Genomic DNA, 16,753 nt, shown 5'->3' with positions numbered 1-16,753 from the left:
TATGAGAATTACCTATAAATTTTTCACCTTACTGCTAGTTTGTTTATTTAGCTACAGTTCGTGTACTGATTTCGTAGAAGGGTATCAAGATGATCCTAACAACCCTACCGATGCTCCGGTTAATACGCTGATGACGGTGGCCTTCACAGGAATGATTATCCCTCACTCCGGAGAAGATGCCCGGCTGGCCTGTATGTGGTCCCGGCAATTTACCGGTACTGACCGACAATATTCAGGATATAATGTATATAGCATCAACTCTGAGGACTTTGAGTGGGACAAATTCTACTTTGCTATTATTCAACAGGCCAACTTAGTGATTGAACGCGCTCCCTTAACGAATAACCGGATTTTGAAAGGAATGGCGCTAACGATCAAAGCCCATGCATTTGGAGTAATGATCTCCTTATGGGGAGATGCCCCATATTTTGAAGCCAATCAACTGGATGAGTTCCCTGACCCTAATTTCGACAGCCAGGTCACCGTGTATGCGGAAGTTCAAAAGCTGTTAGATGAAGCCATTGCTGATTTGGAATCCGATATCGGTGATGATTTGGGTGTAGACTTCTATTTCAACGGAGACACCGAATTATGGATCAAAGCCGCTCGGACATTAAAAGCCCGGTTTTATATGCATACCAAAAATTATGCTGCAGCTAAAACTCAGGCGGAAATGGGCATATTAACAGTCGCTGATGATATGATGATTCCTCACGGAGGTACTTACATCCAGGATATGAATATCTATCATTCTTTCCTCGTCATTGACCGGGATACCTATATGGGAGCCCGGGGGGCTATCCTTCCTCAAATGCTGGATGCCAACAAAGCCTGGTACCGGGGAGATGCCAAAACCGATGAAAGCAAGCGCTTTGCCTATATTTACACCCCTCCATCCTCTCCCGAGCTGGATGATTACGGGATTAATACCGGTTCAGAAGGTATCTTTGCTTCTAATGCATCATTTAAACTTGTTACTTGCGAAGAAAACCTGCTCATCCTTGCAGAAACATTACTTAGAGAAGATGACTTGGATGGAGCCCTCGAAGCCTTGAACAAAGTAAGGCAACTCCATGCTACACAATTTGAAGCGACCTACGATGACTATGTGGCTGCTGACTTTGAAGCCGGTGGCATAGCCAATCTTTCGGGAAAGACAGCCTCCGAATCCATGATGTATGAAATTCTTGAAGAAAAATACATCTCTTTGGTAGGGCAAATCGAGGTCTTCAACGATATACGCAGAACTGATAACCTGTTGGGTCTTCCTCCCACTACTGGTACTCAATTACCAGAACGCTTCCTTATCCCTCAGGATGAGATTAATGCCAACGCAAATATCCCGGGAAACCGTCCGGATATTTTCACCCCTACAGCGGTGAATCAATAAATTGAATTTTAATACTTAAACAAGGTTGCTACACAGCAACCTTGTTCCTTTTTGATCTTATGAAAATTACCCTCTCTATATTGCTTCTCTTTAGTATAAGTTTTGCCGGTAAGGCTCAAACCTTTGCGCCTAACGGGCGAATGGACATGAACACCAATCCCGGTGCTGTGATCACCACCAAAAAGCCCACCTCCCATACGGTCTTATCTTCTTCTTATTACCTGAAAGAGCAATGGATGCATGGGTTGATTAAACTTAAAAAAGAAAATAGCGCCATTCGAGGAAAATTCCGTTACAACCTGATCACTCATTATATAGAAGTCATCCAAGAGGAAGAATTAAATTATATTTCCCGTCACGACATTGCCGGTTTGGAATGGCAAAAGACTGACGGAAATAGTATTCACTTTGTCAATGCAATGGGTTATCGTAAAATACAACCCGTACGCGGCATGTTAGAAGTACTCATCGATGGAAAAACCATGCTTTTCCGCCATAGTTATTTGGCCCTCAAAGAACCGGATTATATAGCCGCCCTTCAAGTAGGTTCTCAACATTCCCAAATCACGCTTGCATCCGCTTTGTACTTTGGCAAGCAAGGCCAACTGGTAAAAGTCCCCTTCCGGAAAAAAAAGATCCTTGAATACTTTGCGCCCTATCAAAATCAGCTAAAAAAATTCATCAAGCAGCATCATTTAAAAATCAGAAAAGCGGAAGACCTTTCTAAACTGGTCCATTATTATAATTCCTTATAAGACCTTTTCCCTCTTTATTTTTGCCTCGAACTTATTGCAAAATGATACTGTTCTCTATATCTTGACAGTTAATTGTTGTTACAACAAATGTTTATTAATTATTATTACTTTTTCTAAATCTGTAATTCGAATAACCTTAAACTTTCTTTCCAAATGACAAACCAACTTATAACTCAAGAGGTACTTGACAATGCCTATTCCTACCCTGCCTACATGGAAATGTTAAAAAAGCTGCTTGCGGAAGGAAAAACCACGGGAAATAACCACAGCGATGAATATGTGTTCTATGCAGAGATGAACATGCAACGGATGGAGCGGATTGATAAATCCATTACTCTCTCAGAAGAAACAACACAAGCCCTTCAGCAAATCCAAACCCCTGTATATTGGGTAGTATTGACAGAAGGCTGGTGTGGCGATGCGGCTCAAAATCTCCCCATCCTCCATAAAATGTCGCTTGTAAACCCTAAGATTCAACTTAAACTTATTTTGCGCGATGAGCACCTGGATATTATGGATGCCTACCTCACCAACGGTGGACGTTCTATCCCCAAACTCATTTGTTTGAAAGCCGATAATTTGCAGGAAACCGGCACTTGGGGACCCCGGCCGGCACCTTTACAAGAGATGATGGCGGAATTTAAAAAGCAAGCAAACGGGGATCAAAAGGAATTGATTATTTCCATGCAAAAGTGGTATGCGAAAGACAAAGCTTTGACGCTTCAAAAAGAATTTATCCAACTGTTGGAACAATGGGATATAAAAGCTTAACCTTTTGAATTTACACCGGGGCGAAATACCGGACCAAGCGTTCCCATTTCGGCCCGGTCTTTTTTTCCTTCAGGATTTTCCGAAGAAGGATCTATATATTTAACTCTTCTCTCAATTCTCACTCTCTTTTTATCTATGAAGTGGTTTAAACATATAGTTCTTGACCGAAAGTGGACTTAAAACCGGCTCATCAAGGCTCTTTTTGAAGAGAATAGCCAAAGCTCTTGTTGAAAAAAGTAACACAAAGGAGGCGTTTTTGAAACATTTTTCAGGAAAAAGAAAAAGTTTAATTCACTTCTATATATCCCCCCAAATCAACGAATTAATCATTTTTGATCCCTGTCATTTCTCCCGGCCCCTGATCACTATTATCTGATTACTCTTTTTTGTATTTTTACCCAAACACCTTTTAAACTTAAACTATGTCATCACATCATTTTGTCAAAGAAGGTCAAGAACCAGCCTTATTTATCTCTGACCCTCAGTCTGTGAATTTGAACTTGTTGCAACAACTGCTAGAATGGAGTCCACATGTGGTCATTTCCGAGGCCTGCGCCTCTTCTTCTATTCCTCTTCATATTAAAATTGATGCGGTGGCATTCAGTCATTCAAATTCCTCCGCCCCAAACGATCTTTCTTTTCAACATCCCTTCAATACCGTCCGGCTAACCAATGGGCAAATTACTCCTCTGATCGACTATCTGACACTACAAGGAATCACAGCTCTGAATGTAATCCATTCCGTATTCGATCAAGAGTTTATCGAACTTTTAAAACCCTTTGTGTCGAAAATTGACTTGGTGATTTACGATCAACAACATAAAAGCATTTCCATCTACAACACTGTATTTGAAAAGTGGGTAACTGCCCGGACAAGGTTTTATTTGTACGGAGATGTAAGCTCTTCCAAACTCCTCAACTTAAAAAAAATCAGTAAAAACTGTTTTGTTAGCGAACAGACAGGCCCGGTTTCTATCGCCAGTGAAGCAGAGCTCTTTATTGTGGAGCAGCTTTCAATCCGTTAGGTATCCGTATTGTAAAAACATAAGTTTTGCTTCCGCACAAAACAGGTACATATATCATAAAGACATAAAAAACGCTTTTCTTTCTCTCGGAAAAGCGTTCAATACAAATACTGTCATATGCATTTTATATCTAACTCCTGGACTTTCGAAACCGGAAGCCAAATCCCAACTCTACCACATCAGCTTTGGCATAATGCGATTTTAGTCGCCAAAGGGCAAAGAAATTGTCATTGAGATAATACCTCAAACTATAACGTTGGAAAATCGGTTTATCCACTTTATACGGTCTGTATACATACACTCCCATCACGGTCATCAATGAAAACTTACTGATCATCAACTCATGGCCTGCAGTGAGGGAGACCCGGTAAAAATTAGGATCCGGTTCTTCCACCATATCCTGGATGGACTCCGTGTAAAACATATCCACCCCAAAAACCAAAGCACTTCGTCTGCTCACCCGCTTGTTGGCAGCCAGTGATAGCGTATAGGCAAAGTCTCTTGTGGTATCCGAATAGTTGGCCATTTTCATGGCAAAGCCCGTATAAACATCAAAATTCCATCCTTTGCGGTAAGTAAATTCCAGGTCCTTGCGCAATTTATAATTATCGGGCTTGGGAATATAAGCCATTCCTAAATTATAAGAAACGGTATTTGCCCCTTTGTTAGGCAGGTTAAACGCTCCATTTGAATAATGTGTAAATGACAAACCTGTTTGCAAACGCCAATGAGGACTCAATTGATAATGGTACAGAAAATTGGTTTCCAAAGTTACATTCAAATGAGTGCTATAAAATAAGTTTTCGGGATTTGTCTCCGCATCATAAGGTTTGGTGCCATAGTGCAGGCCCGGCCCCAGCTTAAAGCTAAGCATATGCCTCTCTTTACGCATAGGAAATATTTGAATATAAGGCGTAAATGCAAAGGCACTCCCCAAACGATCATCGTTCATATCAAAATAATGAAAGGCAAAGCCAATCTCCGGATAGTTATATACTTCGTGCCAGGCTTTGTCGCCATCCGTCCGTATATGATAGAACAACTCGACTCCGCGAGGTTGCTTACCACTCAGATCTCTAGTGACTTCCGGACTATGATTTAATAAATAACCGTAACGCAGGTTCATACCCATAACGCCAGCGTTTTTTGAAGACTGTCCCAAACTAACCGTAGAGGCCCAAGCGATCAAGACCCCAACCACTAATAAAATAGCATTCCCTTTTTGTCTGTTCATTTGTATGATGGATGTTTTCTGAATTCTGTTTTCTGTGTTTTAAACGATTATCAATCTGCTTTAAAGGTTGTTGCTAATTTAGTTAATTGTATAAAACGTTTGATACTAGGCTTTTGTCAAATAAGTTGGAACCTTACCGAACGGCTCTCCAACCATCCGGTAAGATACATTATCCCAATAGTTGCTTGATCCGGGTAATAAATTGTTCGACATCTTCCTCTGTTGAGTCAAACGAAGTCATCCAACGGTATACACCTTCTTCTTCGTCCCAAGGATAAAAGAAAAAATCTTTTTGCAATGCTTCGGCAATGGCTTTGGGTAGTTTTACAAATAAAGCATTAGCCTCTACCTTCTGGGTGATTTCAACTCCGGCATCGCGAACCTCTTTTTCCAGCAGCGATGCCAAACGGTTGGCATGCCGGGCATTTTTCAACCACACATCTTCTTCCAAATACGCTAAGAACTGGGCGGATATATAACGCATTTTTGAAGCTAATTGCATACCCTGTTTTCGAACATATTTGTAATTTTTGCCCAATTCAGGATTCAAAAAGACAACCGCTTCGCCAAACATTAAGCCGTTTTTAGTGCCTCCAAAAGAAAGTAAATCTACCCCCACATCGGTGGTGAACGCTTTAAATGAACATCCCAAGCTGGCTGCGGCATTGGCTAAACGGGCCCCATCCATATGTACATACATCCCATGGCTATGGGCAAAGTCCGTGATGATTTTAATTTCTTCCGGACGATAAACCGTACCGAACTCGGTCACTTGGGTAATGGAAATTACCCGGGCTTGTGCATGATGTTCGAAGCCTACCGAATGTAATAAGGGTTGAATTTGCTCTATTTTTATTTTACCATCCTGGCTAGGCAAACCGATGAGTTTACTTCCGGTAAATTTTTCAGGGGCACCGCATTCATCCACATTGATATGGGCTACCTCACTACAAACCACGGCTTCGAAAGACTTCAATAACGTAGCCAATCCGGTGACGTTTGCACCGGTTCCATTGTATACAAAATCCGCTTCAGCCTGTTCTCCGAAAAGCTCTTTAAATTTCTTTTTGGCTTGGGTCGTATACGTATCGTTCCCATAAGCTCCGGCATGTCCTTGATTGGCTTCTTGAAGCGCCTTCATTACTTTGGGATGGACCGTTGCATAGTTGTCGCTGGCAAAATAAGATGGTTGTTTGTTCATTCTTCGTCTTTGTTAATCCCTAAACTTTCGTTAGTCAAATAAGTGCTATATGAGTTTTTATATTTGGAGTTTAAGTCATGACAACTTTCAAAAAAATTCAATCTACCTCTCCATAGTTCTAGAACATAAAACTCCTCAGGTTTCTTGTGGCTTGTATTTATATCAACGATTACACACCTGCCTATTAAAAACCCTTTAAATTTTCTTTCCTGCAAATTTAGAAGTTTCTTTTTGGCTACTTATTAAAACCTAGACAATTATCCCTTCAAATCTGACATTTAATTTTACCAAAGGCGCTAAGTAGATAAATTTGATACATCTCAAGAGCGGGAAATTGAAATGGGAGGGAAAAACTACCTTTATAGGCTGGCCAAAACCTAAAGAAGAAAATAACCTGCCATTCAGAGATGGCAGCATACAGGCAATCACTACACATTAGAAGAATTTTCACATCAAGCTATTCAAAAATTCTTTTAAATCTATCTCCGGGGCCAAGCTCAATTTTTTCCTGAGCCGATAACGGGCCACTTTCAGGCTATTCAATGAAATGCCTAAAATGGTCGCGATTTCTTTGGAAGATAAACCCATCTTATACAGCGAGCACAAGCGCACATCGTTGGAAGTGAGCTGGGGGGATGTTGCCCGGAGTTTGGTGACAAACCCTCTGTAAACATGATCGAAGGACATTCTAAAACCTTCCCACTCTTTATCCAGGTCAAAACTGTCATCAATCATTTGGACTAACTTTTTGAATTCTTTGGCCTCTGTATATTCTACATTTTTCATCAGTTGCAAAAGGTGCATTTTAAGCAGTTCCAAAAGCTGATTCTTATGAATAGTATGTAACGTATAGGTGGCCAGCTCTTTATGTTTGCTGTGTAATTCTTCCCGGAGTTGCTGCCCGGAAAACTCAGACAAATGCGGCTCGGGGCTCTCCTGTTTTCTATCGGCATCCAAAGGCTCGGCATTTTGTATTTCTACTGATAAAGGGCCCTCATCATTCTTTGCCGAGAAATTTTGCCCGTAAAAAACCTTAAACCATACGTTGTAACCACCATAGATTAACAAGAAAAATGAGAGGGTTATCAATACCCAAAACCACCAAAAGTTCCAAAAGGGAGGTAATACGGTAATTTTCAATATAGTATTTTTCTTATTTCCATAATGCTTTTGGTTATTGGAATTGAGTGTAGGCAATTCACTTCTCGAAGCCGAAATATTCGTACGTAGTGGTATGGTAGGACCTGTGTTGTTTGTCAGGGTGCTAATCTCATACTGATTCTGATTAGATGTAACAGTGTAAAAAATAGACCTGCCTAACTGTTCCTGGTTCCAATAAACCACCTTAGTAGGGTTCGCTATCCTGGAGGGTTCCTGCGCTAGATTTTGATATGGGATAAATATACCTGTTACGACTACGGAGTCTTGCTTTTGAGTGTCATTACAGGTTAAAAAACTTCCATAAAATTGTAAAAGTAAAATTATAAAAAGGTTGTTACACATGGCACACATGAGTTTTTCAAATGATAATAAGGCAAGTTGTTGCTAATGTTTCAGCACTTAGTAATAAAAGTAGTTTTCTCAAAAAATGTAAGAGTGGAGCTCTCTCAAAAGTTAATCGCCTGAGTTGTGTGTGTCAATCATGCATAGGTGTTATTCATTTCAGGATCAGTCCTGAACTAATCAATTTAAGGAAATTTGAGAACTTTCCCAAGTTAAATTTTATATAGTGGAATTTACAGAATACCCAAATAGGCATACCCATATACCAAAAGTACGTACAATGCTCCTACACTTTTACCGGGCATATGGAAACAAACAAAAAACTCTTTTAGGTGAAGAATCCACCTAAAAGAGTTTTTAACTGAAACAGCTTTTATTTATTTTTTCAACATTCTTCCTACTCTGGTTATTTGCCCGACAGTCAGTTGGTAAATGTATAAGCCGTTAGGCAATGTACTGGCATCAACATCCACTTTATGATTGCCCTTTTCCAATTCTTTATTCAACAAGATACTTACTTCTTGTCCTTGCAAATTCAGCAGCCTTAAGGTGGTTTGACTACGAGAAGGCAAGGTGAATCGTATGGTGGTTTGATAAGTGAATGGATTTGGATAATTCAGCACGGAAATATCTGCCGAACCTTCCGCTTTTGAAGCCAAACCGGTTTTGGCTACGGCACTTCCACAAGCTCCTAAGTCTTCCCAAGGTCCCCAAGCTCCACCTGTACCGGGTTCATCTCCCAGGGTCCACCATTTTGCGCGGAAAAGGTTTCCGTTATGAGTCACTTCATCGCCACCTACATACACTGTACCGGCATCCCAAACCGGGGCAGAACAAAGTGTTCCTTCGGCAATCGTCACCATTACTTGATCGGTAGCCGTTTTATTGTCATTGTCCGTAACGGTAATGGAGATCGTATAAGTACCGTAAGCCGATGGCGTCCAGGTAGCAGAATAGTTTCCGGCAGAACCGCTTGTGGAAGCAGACTGTCCGTCCACATAGAATTGAGCACTCGTAATGTTTCCATCCTGATCATATGCCGAAGCTGACAGATTCACCGGTTCAAAGTTGAATTGTTCAATCGTACTGTTGTTTACCGGTGCGGTAATGTCCACCACCGGATCACAATTAGAAGAGCAAGGAGGCACTATTTCTTCATGAATAGCTCTCAACAAAGAAGTTTGATCTTGTGTATCATGACTCAATTCCCAGATCATAATTCCCCCGCCCTCTTGCATGCTCAGTTGGGCTTTGGCCTTGATGGTAGTGATACCGTTGTAATACACAGTACTACCATTGGAAACAAAGGTATCCGAATTAGGATCTGCACCTTCCGCAATCAACGTTTTGTATGCTTTCCAGGTAGGTCTTCCGTAAAACGGTACACCGATCACCGCTTTGGCTTTTGGCAAACCTCTTCCTCTCCAATAATTCAGTGCATCCACAGCATAGGAATAAGGAGCGTGCAATTCCCCGTTTCCTCCGTCATACGCCATAATGTTTAAGAAATCCACATAGCCGAATACATCATCTTTCACTCCCCCGGCATTCCAACCTAAGGCCACAACCGCAGCGGTAAGCAGTTTTCCTTGTGCATGTAAAGCCGTGGACAACTCTTGCATCAACAAAGAGAAGTGATCGGAAGAAGGTGTATCTCTGTCAGGATATTCCCAATCCATATCCACTCCATCCAGGTTGTAATTGGATACCCATTGCATCACTGTATTCACAAAGGCAGTTCTCGTGGCCGGGTCTGCAGCCAACGTATTAAAGCGCCCATCGTTTCCTCCGCCATCACCAATGTCCCATCCACCAATGGCAAGCAGTACTTTTACGTTGTTGGCATGAGCCTGTGTTACCAGATCCTGCAAATGAGAGGGGTTGGCCAAAGGTTCCAATCCTCCTGAGGCCGTAGGCAGTGCAAACGCATAATTGACGTGTGTCAATTTATCGAACTGAATTTGGCTAACCGGACCGCCCCAACTAGGGAAATAGCCCACTATTTTATGACCTACGGCATTCTGACTAGGTATGCCTTCAGCCAAATCTTGTGACGATTCGGATAAAGCTTGTACCGCATTGCCACAAGGCCCTAAATCTTCCCAAGGACCCCAGGGGCCGCTTGTACCGGGTTCATCGCCTTGTGTCCACCATTTGGCACGATATAGATTTCCATTGTGAGAAGCTTGGTTTCCTCCTACATACACTGTATTGGCATCCCAAGCAGGAGTGGTACAACCGCTCACTTGCTCGATGGTAAAAGAAATACTGTCAGTACTAGTCGCATTCGCATTATCGGTCACCGTAGCCACCAATGTATAACTTTGATAAGCAGAAGGAGTCCAAGAGGCCGAATAAGTGTTACCGGCACCAGAAGCGTTTAACGTTTGACCGTCAATCGCAAAAGTAACCAGGCTTACAGATCCGTCACTGTCCGAAGCAGTTGCTTCCAGGTTTATCATACTTAAATTGGCTTGCTGAATCACCGCCCCATTTGTAGGGGATGTGATGGAAACCGTTGGGTTGGCATTGGGGCAGTTAGCACCCACACAGGCGATGGTTACAGTAGAAGAAGTATTTCCCGTAAGGTTTTCATTGTCTGTTGCCGTGGCCGTGATGGTATATTCTCCAAAGGAAGAAGGCATCCACTGGCCGGAATAAGTATTGCCCGAAGCCGTAGCATTTATGGTTTGTCCGTCTACAGAAAAAGTTACTCCGGTCACAGTACCGTCAGTATCCGTTGCCGTTGCGGTCAGGTCCACCATAGCCAGACCGTTTTGCTCGATAGTGGAGCCATTGGCCGGTGCGGTAATGGAAACATACGGAGCACTTCCTCCACTACCCCCTGTCGCAAACACTTCGTTTAACTTATTGACCAACGGAGACTTGGTAGAAGGACAGTAAGGAAGTTTATTCCCGAATTTTTGTGTGACGGGCCCCAGATTCAAATCTCCGAAAACCTGCCATACAATTACTCCCGCAGCACTGCGGTCATTTACATATTGGGCTTTAATACCAATGGACTCTTCGTCATCATAACTAACAAAATAGTTACCTTTGGTAAGGTAAGGCACTTTGGCCGTATCATCCCAATGCCGTGTCCAGCCACTTCCCATGGCTTGTTGTATTGCCTGGTAGTTGGGTGTACCGTCCCACACATCTTTTGGCCAATTGGTGTAATCGGCACAAGTCACAATCGGGCCGTCAGGCTGTACCGTTTCCGGTCTTTTTACCGTAGCAGCGCCCAAAGAAGCAGGACCATCCGTAATCACTCCCCTGCCATAAAAGGCCACTCCCATATTGACCTTATTGGCCGGAACACCGCTCGTTTGCAGGTATTGAAACGTCTTGTCCCAGGTGAAGCCCGAAGAACCGTAAAGATTGGAATTATGCCCGGTATTGTCCGACCAACCGCCTTCAAAATCATAGGTCATCATATTGAAGTAATCCATATTCTGAGCCAATTGGGGCCAGTCGAATCCATTCAATTTGTCCGGGTTGGCTGAAAAAGCAGCCGTAATCAGTTTACCCGGACCAATGGCCTGACGGATATCTTTTACCAACTGTAAGAAGTTTGCGTAGTCGTCCTGTCCATAATTTTCAATATTCATCCCTGCCGAATTCGGATATTCCCAATCCAGGTCAATTCCGTCAAAACCCATGTTGATTAACTTGACACAATCGTCCAGAAAGCGTTGCTTTTTAGCTGCATCCCGGGCCATTTCCGGGAAGTGTTTACACATACTCCACCCACCAATAGAAGCCATAATTTTCACTCCATTATCTTGGCAAAGTTTTAACAAACCGGGGGCACCGCCAGGCTTGGGATACGGCACCGGTAAATTTCCGGACTCTCCGGTGTTAATATTATTCCAGCTGTTACCGACCACACGATACCCATCGTTCCAGGCAGGGCTGCCTTCCGAAACGTTATAGAGTAAATCCAATTCCCCTTTTAAGATCCAATAATCCCAACTGCTATACACATCAGGATGCAACAGTGGACCGGGCTCTTGTACTGCACCCACTTGGTAGATATTTTTATTCCGCAAATCTCCGCTGTGCAAAGATCCGTCTTTGGCTACACCGAAAAAGGAAAAATTAAGAATGGTGTATTGGGAGTAATCGATGTTCAATTGGTTAAAAACGCCTCGGTCCGGCAACCCGTTCGCAGTACCTTTCCAGGCATCCCATTGCGTGATATAACCGACAATTTGCTTTTGATGATGAGTCGTGTTGTACTGTCCTCCCGAATTGATTTGGGCTATGGCGACTGACCCGGTCCATAAGAGGCCGCACAACATCCAAGCTTTTAAGCGGACTCGTTGTAAAAGCTTTGTAAGCCACAAAGCCTTAGGTGTGTTTGGGTAAAGTTTCATTGTGTTAAAAAAGTTTAATGAATTGAAGCTTAATATTCTCTGAAATTATTCTACTTTTCAGCCAGAATCAATCTGATAGGGGCAACAATGGTGGATACAAGAAAGGTAGACTTGCCGGAAAAAGGGATACAATGGCATAAAATTTCTGCCTTGACACTCACGGTACCAGCTCTTTAGGGATACATCCGGAAAATAAGGTAAAAGTTATTTTTTATTAACATCTAATTCAACACCAAATCGTTTTTAGAATCCGCAAATTACTTACTTTCGCGCCTTAAATTATTGAGCCTTAAATTTGGCATTGTATGAATCTACTTTATGCATTTGATTTGGCAGGGACATTTACCTTTGCGATTTCAGGAATTCTGACCGTCAGAGAAAAAGAACAAGATTGGTTAGGAGCCACATTTACCGGATTTATTACGGCGATTGGTGGCGGAAGTCTCCGGGATATTTTGCTGGGCAGCTATCCCTTGACTTGGGTGGGAGACACCTCCTACTTACATGTCATTTTATTGGCAGTGCCTATTACGTACATGTTTTATTATCAATTGGAAAAACTCAAACGTACCTTGCTTTTATTTGACACCATGGGTATTGCATTTTTCACTTTGGTAGGAACAAAAAAAGCCCTGGACGTTGGTGTGGCCCCGGAAGTAGCGGCCATCATGGGAATGTTTTCGGCCATCATGGGTGGAGTCATCCGCGACACCTTGATCAATGATACTCCCATACTTTATCGCAAAGAGATTTATGCCAGTGCTTGTTTGGCAGGAGCTATTACATTTCTATCCTTAAATAGCTTGGGAGTAAATTACAATATAAATTTTGTCGTTTCGCTAATTCTGATCATCTCAATCCGCATTTTGGCGGTCAAGTACAATTTACAATTGCCACAATTCAAGCGGTAAAACGTGCAATAGTTTCCGACAAACAAAAAATAGCCCCAGTGCTCTAAAGTACCGGGGCTATTTTATGATTAATTGTAAGAGAATTTCATTATTAATTCTTGATCAGTTTTATCATTTGTTGCTCTGTACCATTGGTCAATCTGACTACATAAATCCCTTTCGCCAAGTGTTGAGGTAATTGTATCTGTTGATCAAAATAGCTTTGAGATCTGTTCTCGTACGTTTGTGAAAAGACTACATTCCCTTGAAAGTCGACTACCTGAACCAGCGTGGAAGCCTTTTCCAAATACCCTATTTTCAATTGGACTTGATACCCACTTACCGGATTCGGATAAACCTCCAACCTTTTTTCTCCCGCTACATAATTTACAGCAGCTGTATGAAAGTACTCACTTTTCCCATCAAAATCCGTTTGTTTCAGACGGTAGTATAACCAACCGATTTGTGGGCCATGATCCGTGTATTGATAGGCCTGAAGATGATCGGTAGTTCCACTTCCCTGAACCTGCCCGATACTTGTGAAGGTTTTTCCGTCTTGCGAACGTTGCACCTCAAAGTACTCATTATTGATTTCCGATGCGGTAGTCCAATCAATTACTACTTTGCCTTGGGCTTGTTGAACATGAAAACTTAACAAGGTAATCGGCAAAGGAATCGTATTGTCATTACAAGTCCCTTTATAACCTTGATCTTCCCAGTATTGACAAGTATTTCTACCGATATTGACAGTACCATTCCCATCCAGTTTTTTGGGGTCCGGGTCAAATACCACATCTCTTCCAATATCTAAAGTACCATCTCCATCTACTTTTACTTCTGCATCTCCATCAAAGCTTAAATCTTCTCCTACTTTTAACTCTCCGGAGTTTTTCACTTCCACCTTTGCATCCTCTCCAAACTCAGCACTTCCATCCACCTGCAAATCACCTTCTCCTTCTATTTTTACTTCTGCTTCCTCATCAAAGCTTAAATCTCCTCCTACTTTTAGCTCTCCGGTGTTTTTTACTTCCACCTTTGACTTTTCTCCAAAATCGGCACTTCCACCCACCTGCAAATCGCCTTCTCCTTCTATTTTCACTTCTGCTTCCTCATCAAAACTCAGACCTCCTCCTACTTTTAGCTCTCCGGTGTTTTTTACTTCCACCTTTGACTTTTCTCCAAAATCGGCACTTCCATCTATCTGCAAATCAGTATTATCACTAACTTTTAAGGTCGCTTCATCCCCAAACTCTGAGTTTCCTTTTATAATCAACTTCCCATTATTGCTTAACTCAATGGTACAGTTTTCTCCAACTTTAAAATCTCCTTCAATAATAAGAGTACCTGATATTTTCAAAGTAAGATTGTTATTGGCCTCAAAATTCCCATTAATATGTAAACTTGCATTAGAAAATATCTCAATATTCAGGCTATTCCCGGCTTTCAACCTTCCGTTCCGATTAATAGCATGCCCCCCAAATATTTTAACGGTTCCGTTCCTTAAGTTTGTTGTTGGAGGAACATTGCCACCATTCCAAGTAGTATTATCTACCCAATCACCACTTGTGGAGGAGGTATAATTTGCTGCAAATAAATGAACCGGGGGACTCAATAGAAGTATTAGCAAAGCGCCCATTGCTATACCGGACCACTTTGTCAGTTGTTTTTCTCTCATAACAGGTTTGAATTAGGAGTATTCAGTGTTATTTAAGAACATGGCGCAATTTCATTTTCAAGATCAAAAATGAATTTCAGTCATGTACTCAAGGCAAAGATACTATTTCTGGCAAAATAGTATTTTCTCAAAAAACAAAAATTAAGAATTATTTAGAAATAGCACTTCTAAATAGCTACAAGAAGGCTATTAATAGAAAAAACCACTCTATACATTAGCATTATTAATGAATAAAAATAGTGATTTATACCTAATAAAAATTGTACTATTCAATGAATACACATCTTTATTTTCTTCACACACAAGTTTCTTGTGTTTATTTGAAATTCCTATTTAAGAAAAGGTATGCATTTTTAAAACAGATTTTATCCACCAGCTCTTCTTCTGAAAAGCCCCTTTTGAGCGGTTCGAACCGGGTGTCTTTGCAAAGCATTTCCAGGAGCGTCTGTTTGAAAACAGGAAATGCTTTGACCGATTTGTACGGTCCGATAGGGGTAATTTGCCCGTCAAAATCAGAGCCGATACAAATAATGTCCCATACTTTACTTTTGGTACTTCCCGGTACATTTTGGCTTTGCATAACCGTATTTACAATATGATAAATTTGATCCAAAATCAAACGGGTCCATTTGAAGCGGTTCCGTGATTTACGAAAGTAAGCATAAAGCCCTTTGTCTTGTACGGTATCTCCTTTTCGGAGCTGGTTTTTAAGGTATCTCAATTTTTCGCCACCTGCCAGGATTCGTTCGGAAAAGATCAAACCGATCAAGCCCTTTGATTGATGAATACGCACAATTTCATCGTCATACAAATTGATACTCCAAGGGTTAAATCCTCCCGAGCGGTCGTATTCAATCTCGCTGTCTACCGGATCTGGCTCATCGTACACACTCTTTTTACCATTTACCGCAGCATGACTCATCACAATCGGAATGCTATCTTCGGGGTGCTCCTGTTGGTATTGATCCAGTAATGCATAATAATCCATCCGGGACTGTGTGCTCATATGCTTGATATCAATCAGAATCCTCTTTCCCGTGGCCTCATTCCGGGCCTTCCGTTGCTTTGAGTCCGAGTCGATTCCCAGTAAACGTTTGATGACCTTTTCACCCAGAGGAGTGATCCCCTGGTTCAGGCCCACACGACTCTGTTGGCCAAACAAGGGTCCGAAAGGCTCCGCATACTCCAATACCATCCTGAAAAACAGGTTAAACCCCTGAGCATGCCCGCAAATGGAATTACTAAACATATGGGTCAAGTTCACCCAAATAGGAGTATAGTTCCACACCGGATCTCCGGCCTCCCCTACCCCTTTGACCAAATCCAACCTGTATAAGATTTCATTGTCCTTGACATTGCGCGGATTGCGATAACCGTTAAAGTTTATATGTCCGCGTCCCAGTGCATGTAGCCCTTCCACCGTCAGCACTACAGCGATGGTAAGTTGCTCCGGAAATTGTTTGTTTTTCTCCAGGATATCGTGAATTTCAGTAGCATTTTTTACCAAGTGATAACTACACCTTTTGGTCGTTCCGTTAATTTTCACTTTACTGAAACAATCATTTTGCTCGGAACTCTTGAGTAATTGTTTTATCTCATATTTCAACTGGGAGTAGTGGTCGTAAGTCGTAGACTGAAAGTATTCATTGATTTTGCGGTAAGCTACGGAGGTGATGCGTCCTGCCAGGGTTTCCACCATTTTACGAAGCATGGAGGCAGGATGGGCATAATACATGCTGCTGATGGACATTTTCTGTTCGGGAGGATGTAAGGCACAAAAGACAACTTGCACATTGGCTTGAGCCAGTTTCCGGAAGTCGGATTGAGAAAAAGCCGGAATTCTGACAATGGAGTTAATAAAGCCCCGCAAACCCTGCCGGGGATAAGATTTCCACAAATCTAATTTATCATTGTGGAAATGTTTCATAAC

The 16,753-nt window shown here is 41.9% G+C and carries 11 protein-coding genes; 5 read left to right on the top strand and 6 right to left on the bottom strand.

All coding sequences use genetic code 11. From position 1 onward, the window contains the following. The first annotated feature begins 1 nt into the window (after position 1). The 4 genes from AAG747_RS09770 (at position 2) to AAG747_RS09755 (ending at position 3,941) form a co-directional block, all read left to right on the top strand. Entirely contained in the window at positions 2-1,390 is a 1,389-nt protein-coding gene (locus tag AAG747_RS09770; protein WP_346820978.1) for a SusD/RagB family nutrient-binding outer membrane lipoprotein, read from the top strand. A gap of 59 nt (positions 1,391-1,449) precedes the next feature. Continuing rightward, positions 1,450-2,145: a hypothetical protein gene (locus AAG747_RS09765; RefSeq protein WP_346820977.1), complete on the top strand. Its 696-nt coding sequence runs from the start codon at positions 1,450-1,452 to the stop codon at positions 2,143-2,145. A gap of 153 nt (positions 2,146-2,298) precedes the next feature. Continuing rightward, positions 2,299-2,916, top strand: a complete 618-nt coding sequence (locus AAG747_RS09760; protein WP_346820976.1) for a thioredoxin family protein — start codon at positions 2,299-2,301, stop codon at positions 2,914-2,916. Between the two features lie 422 nt (positions 2,917-3,338). Then, a complete protein-coding gene (locus tag AAG747_RS09755; protein ID WP_346820975.1) occupies positions 3,339-3,941 on the top strand; it encodes a hypothetical protein in 603 nt (200 codons plus the stop codon). 130 nt (positions 3,942-4,071) lie between these two features. On the opposite strand, the gene AAG747_RS09750 is transcribed toward AAG747_RS09755, so the two are convergent. The 4 genes from AAG747_RS09750 to AAG747_RS09735 form a co-directional block, all read right to left on the bottom strand. After that, complete coding sequence (locus AAG747_RS09750; RefSeq protein ID WP_346820974.1) at positions 4,072-5,175, bottom strand: acyloxyacyl hydrolase; 1,104 nt, start codon at positions 5,173-5,175, stop codon at positions 4,072-4,074. A gap of 169 nt (positions 5,176-5,344) precedes the next feature. Further along, positions 5,345-6,376, bottom strand: coding sequence for a threonine aldolase family protein (locus AAG747_RS09745; protein WP_346820973.1), 1,032 nt, complete (start codon positions 6,374-6,376; stop codon positions 5,345-5,347). A 447-nt stretch (positions 6,377-6,823) separates the two neighbouring features. Then, complete coding sequence (locus AAG747_RS09740; protein ID WP_346820972.1) at positions 6,824-7,879, bottom strand: helix-turn-helix transcriptional regulator; 1,056 nt, start codon at positions 7,877-7,879, stop codon at positions 6,824-6,826. A gap of 377 nt (positions 7,880-8,256) precedes the next feature. Next, on the bottom strand, positions 8,257-12,258 hold the full coding sequence (locus AAG747_RS09735) for a glycosyl hydrolase family 18 protein (protein WP_346820971.1): 4,002 nt from the start codon (positions 12,256-12,258) through the stop codon (positions 8,257-8,259). 305 nt (positions 12,259-12,563) lie between these two features. Between AAG747_RS09735 and AAG747_RS09730 the strand changes: the two genes are divergently transcribed. Next, a complete protein-coding gene (locus tag AAG747_RS09730; protein ID WP_346820970.1) occupies positions 12,564-13,169 on the top strand; it encodes a trimeric intracellular cation channel family protein in 606 nt (201 codons plus the stop codon). Between the two features lie 91 nt (positions 13,170-13,260). Here AAG747_RS09730 and AAG747_RS09725 read toward each other — a convergent pair whose 3' ends face one another. After that, complete coding sequence (locus tag AAG747_RS09725; RefSeq protein WP_346820969.1) at positions 13,261-14,823, bottom strand: T9SS type A sorting domain-containing protein; 1,563 nt, start codon at positions 14,821-14,823, stop codon at positions 13,261-13,263. 316 nt (positions 14,824-15,139) lie between these two features. After that, positions 15,140-16,750 (bottom strand): hypothetical protein, encoded by a 1,611-nt coding sequence (locus AAG747_RS09720; RefSeq protein WP_346820968.1) that lies wholly within the window; start codon positions 16,748-16,750, stop codon positions 15,140-15,142. Between the last annotated feature and the right edge of the window lie 3 nt (positions 16,751-16,753).

This window comes from Rapidithrix thailandica (assembly GCF_039710355.1).
GTDB lineage: Bacteria > Bacteroidota > Bacteroidia > Cytophagales > Flammeovirgaceae > Rapidithrix > Rapidithrix thailandica.
The sequence above is the reverse complement of the archived record's forward strand: the minus strand, read 5'-3'. Positions and strand labels throughout refer to the sequence as shown.

Bases quoted from the DNA above. Each gene is read 5' to 3' on its own strand.
- AAG747_RS09770 (WP_346820978.1), top strand. From the start codon at position 2: ATGAGAATTACCTATAAATTTTTCACCTTACTGCTAGTTTGTTTATTT.
- AAG747_RS09765 (WP_346820977.1), top strand. From the start codon at position 1,450: ATGAAAATTACCCTCTCTATATTGCTTCTCTTTAGTATAAGTTTTGCC.
- AAG747_RS09760 (WP_346820976.1), top strand. From the start codon at position 2,299: ATGACAAACCAACTTATAACTCAAGAGGTACTTGACAATGCCTATTCC.
- AAG747_RS09755 (WP_346820975.1), top strand. From the start codon at position 3,339: ATGTCATCACATCATTTTGTCAAAGAAGGTCAAGAACCAGCCTTATTT.
- AAG747_RS09750 (WP_346820974.1), bottom strand. From the start codon at position 5,175: ATGAACAGACAAAAAGGGAATGCTATTTTATTAGTGGTTGGGGTCTTG.
- AAG747_RS09745 (WP_346820973.1), bottom strand. From the start codon at position 6,376: ATGAACAAACAACCATCTTATTTTGCCAGCGACAACTATGCAACGGTC.
- AAG747_RS09740 (WP_346820972.1), bottom strand. From the start codon at position 7,879: ATGTGTAACAACCTTTTTATAATTTTACTTTTACAATTTTATGGAAGT.
- AAG747_RS09735 (WP_346820971.1), bottom strand. From the start codon at position 12,258: ATGAAACTTTACCCAAACACACCTAAGGCTTTGTGGCTTACAAAGCTT.
- AAG747_RS09730 (WP_346820970.1), top strand. From the start codon at position 12,564: ATGAATCTACTTTATGCATTTGATTTGGCAGGGACATTTACCTTTGCG.
- AAG747_RS09725 (WP_346820969.1), bottom strand. From the start codon at position 14,823: ATGAGAGAAAAACAACTGACAAAGTGGTCCGGTATAGCAATGGGCGCT.
- AAG747_RS09720 (WP_346820968.1), bottom strand. From the start codon at position 16,750: ATGAAACATTTCCACAATGATAAATTAGATTTGTGGAAATCTTATCCC.